General features: G+C 67.9%; 3 protein-coding genes. All 3 read left to right on the top strand.

Going from position 1 to position 2,624, the window contains the following annotated elements; all coding sequences use genetic code 11:
• Nucleotides 1-630 (top strand): DUF1295 domain-containing protein (locus G3N97_RS38055; RefSeq protein ID WP_205997889.1); only part of this gene is annotated, 630 nt, incomplete at its 5' end.
• A complete protein-coding gene (locus G3N97_RS38060) occupies nt 627-1,751 on the top strand; it encodes a class I SAM-dependent methyltransferase (protein WP_205997890.1) in 1,125 nt (374 codons plus the stop codon). The genes G3N97_RS38055 and G3N97_RS38060, both read left to right, overlap by 4 nt.
• A 56-nt stretch (nt 1,752-1,807) precedes the next feature.
• Entirely contained in the window at nt 1,808-2,386 is a 579-nt protein-coding gene (locus G3N97_RS38065) for a lipocalin family protein (RefSeq protein ID WP_241031086.1), read from the top strand.
• Nucleotides 2,387-2,624: the final 238 nt, after the last annotated feature.

The following is a 2,624-nucleotide window of genomic DNA, read 5'->3' on the forward strand; positions in this document are numbered from 1 at the left end:
GGCGGCGGCGTGTGGGGCCTGCGGCTCGGCGCGCATCTCTGGCGACGCAACCGTCGCGGCCCGGAAGACCCGCGCTACGCCGCGCTGCGCACGCGCTGGGGCCGCCACGCGCCGCTTCGCATGCTCGGCTTCTTCATGCTGCAGGCAGTGATTTCGCTGCTGCTCTCGATCGCCTTCTTCGTGCCCGCCTGGCAGATCCACACGCCATCGATTCCGGCCATCGTCATCGCCTTGTGCATCGGCTTCGCGGCGCTCGCGGGCGAAGCCGCCGCCGACCGTCAGTTGCGCAGTCATCTCGCCGATCCCGCCGCGCGCGGCCAGGTCTGCACGCGCGGCTGGTGGCGTTACTCGCGTCATCCGAATTACTTCTTCGAATCGCTGCACTGGTGCGCCTACACGGTCTGGTCGATCGGCCAGCCCTGGGGTTGGGCGACGCTCGTGCCGCCGTTCGCGATGGCGTGGCTGCTGCTCAAGCTCTCCGGCGTGCCGCTGCTCGAAGCGCGCCTCGTGCAGACGCGCGCCGGCTATCGCGACTACATGGCGACGACGCACGCGTTCATTCCGTGGCCGCCGCGCCGCGCACGCGCCGACGACGCAACACATCGACCTTCGAGGAGCCCGCGACCATGACCGTGACCGTTCCGCCGCTGCAAGAATCGCACGACCAGCCGCGCGACACGCCGAGCACCTACGACGCCTCGCTCGCGATCCGCCTGTGCGAACGCGGCTGGCTGCCCGACGCGTTGATCCGCATGGGCATGCGTACGCTGCTGCGCCGCCGTCTCGCCGACGAACACGCGCACGACGGCACGCGCCGCGCCGAAGCGTTCGAAACGCTGCTCGACGAACTGCGCGCCAGCCCGATCGCCATCGAAACGCAGGCGGCCAACGCGCAGCACTACGAGATTCCGGGCGCGTTCTTCGCGGCGCATCTCGGGCCGCGCCTGAAGTATTCGTGCGGCTACTATCCGCGCGGCGACGAAACGCTCGCGCAGGCCGAGGACGCCATGCTCGCGCTCTATGCAGCGCGCGCGGAACTCGCCGACGGTCAGCGCATCCTCGACCTCGGCTGCGGCTGGGGTGCGCTCACGCTCTGGCTCGCGCAACGCTACCCGCATGCGAGCATCGTCGGGCTGTCGAATTCGCATGGACAGCGCGCGTTCATCGAGCGTCGCGCCAACGAGCTGGGGCTCGCGAATCTGCGCATCGTGACCGGCGATGTCGCGCGTTTCGAGTTCGCGCCCGGCGAGCCGCGTTTCGACCGCGTGCTGTCGATCGAGATGTTCGAGCACATGAAGCACTACGGCCTGCTGCTCGCGAAGATCGCGCGCTGGCTCGACGACGACGGCCGTCTCTTCGTGCATCTGTTCGCGCATCGGCTGCTCGCGTATCACTTCGAGGTGCGTGACGGCAGCGACTGGATGTCCCGTCATTTCTTCACGGGCGGCACGATGCCCTCGGCGCATCTGCTGCTGCGTTTTCAGGACGATCTGCGCGTCGAGCGGCAATGGTGGATCGACGGCACGCATTACGCGCGCACCGCGAACCAGTGGCTCGCCGCGCTCGATGCCGCGCGCGCCCAGGCGCTGCCGCTGCTCGACGCGAGCGGCAACCCGCGTCTCGCGTTTCAGCGCTGGCGCATGTTCTATCTGGCCGTGGCCGAACTGTTCGGCTATGCGCGCGGCGAGGAGTGGGGCGTCGCGCACTATCTGCTGCGCAAGTGCGCGGCGCGGCCTGACGATAGCGAGTAAGCGCAATGCCGACGATGCTTTTCATGCTTGATTTCATGCGTGATTTCAGGCGATGCATGCGGCGTGCAACGTTCTTCGCGCCGATATTGCTCGTCGCGCTCGGCGGCTGCACGAACGGGCCGCCCAATCCGAATCCGCGCGCCGACCAGACGCTCGAACCGGTGAGCGTCGACCTGCCGCGTTACATGGGCCGCTGGTACGTGATCGCCAACATTCCGTATTTCGCGGAACGCGGTTTCGTCGCGAGCCGCGCCGAGTGGACGCTGCGCGCCGACGGCCGTATCGACGACGCCTTCATCGGCCGCAAAGGCGGCTTCGACGCGCCCGAAAAGCATTACCGCTTCGTCGATGCGGTCGTGCCCGGCAGCGGCGGCGGGCGCTGGCGCGTGCGCGTGTTCTGGCCGATCCACGTCACGCAGCTCACGCTCTATGTCGATCCGGACTATCGCGTGACGATCCTCGGTTATCCGGGCAAATCGCTCGGCTGGATCTTCTCGCGCGAGCCCGAGATGGACGACGCGACCTATCACGCGCTGCTCGCGCGTCTCGATGCGATGGGCTACGACAGCACGCGCTTCCGGCGCGTGCCGCAGTTTCCAGCGCAACTGGGTCAGCCGGGTTTTGCTTCGCCGTAGCTTCGCGTGCATCCGCGCGGGCGTTGCGTCCGTATCTGCGCATAAGGAAGTCTGCACGCAGCAGCAGTAGTCACCGATTCCATGACGACAACGCACGAATCAGGGAGAACAACGACATGGAACCCGCCGAGATCGCCAACGACACGAGCGCCATGAGCGCCGAGAGCGCCACCTTGCCGCCGGGCCGCCGCGTGGCCGTCGTCGGCGCCGGGATCGCCGGGCTGGCGAGCGCGTGGCT

The sequence above is a fragment of the Paraburkholderia sp. Ac-20347 genome, from assembly GCF_017104805.1.
Lineage (GTDB): Bacteria > Pseudomonadota > Gammaproteobacteria > Burkholderiales > Burkholderiaceae > Paraburkholderia > Paraburkholderia tropica.